This is a genomic window from Streptomyces sp. A01, assembly GCF_059026195.1.
In genome coordinates this window covers 1-978 of the sequence record NZ_JBWLKN010000100.1, presented here as the reverse complement: position 1 = coordinate 978, position 978 = coordinate 1, and the positions used below count along the sequence as shown (strand labels likewise).

Sequence of the window (978 nt, the reverse complement as noted above, 5' to 3'; positions counted from 1 at the left end):
AAGGATGACGCGGTGAAGAAGTACAAGCACGTCTGATGGTGCGTCGGTCGGCGGCGGGGCCCATGGGCTGGGATCGGGGTCGGTGAGTATGCGGCACGGTAGGTTTGGTTTTATCGCGGGGTTTTTGTTCCTGCCTCTGGCGATTTACGCGGTGTTTGTGATCTCGCCGTTCGTTCAGGCCATCTATTATTCGTTCACGAATTGGAGTGGGCTGAGTTCGGATCTGGAGATGGTGGGGTTCGACAATTACCGTAAGATGTTGGAGGACGATGTCTTCTGGCATGCGTTGCGGAACAATCTGGTGTTGCTGTTGGTGCTGCCTCTGGTGACGCTGGGGATGGGCATTTTCTTCGCGTTCATGTTGAACGTGGGGGGCCGGCGGAAGAACGCGGTGGTCTCGGGTGTGCAGGGTTCTGCCTTGTACAAGGTCATTTACTTCTTTCCGCAGGTGCTGTCGATCGCGATTGTGGCGCTGATTTTCCAGTTCGCGTACAACCCGAACAGCGGGGCGTTGAACTCGTTCTTGTCGGGTGTGGGGCTGGATTCGGTGCAGCCGGACTGGCTGGGTGATCCTCAGTTGGCGTTGTGGTGTGTGATGGCGGTGATGGTGTGGAGTAACGTCGGTTTTTATGTGGTGTTGTTCTCGGCGGCGATGAGTACGATTCCGCGTGATTTTTATGAGGCGGCGCTGCTGGATGGGGCGAACCGGTTCACGACGTTCTTCCGGATCACGTTGCCGTTGTTGTGGGACACGGTGCAGACCGGTTGGGTGTATATGGGGATCATGGCGTTGGACGCGTTCGCCGTGGTGCAGATCATGACGGTGGGTCCGGGTGGTCCTGATTACTCGACCGAGGTTCTGTCGTGGTTTGTGTATACCAAGGGTGTCCGGGACGGTCAGGCGGGTTACGCGACCGCGCTGGGTGTCGCGTTGCTGATCGTCACGATGCTGTTCGCGATGATCGTGATGCGGCTCGG

At 57.8% G+C, this 978-nt stretch carries 1 protein-coding gene; it reads left to right on the top strand.

The annotated features are described in order from the left end of the window. Nucleotides 1–88: 88 nt before the first annotated feature. The coding region (locus AC5P1B_RS35685; RefSeq protein WP_493892196.1) for a carbohydrate ABC transporter permease at nt 89–978 on the top strand (890 nt) is incomplete at its 3' end.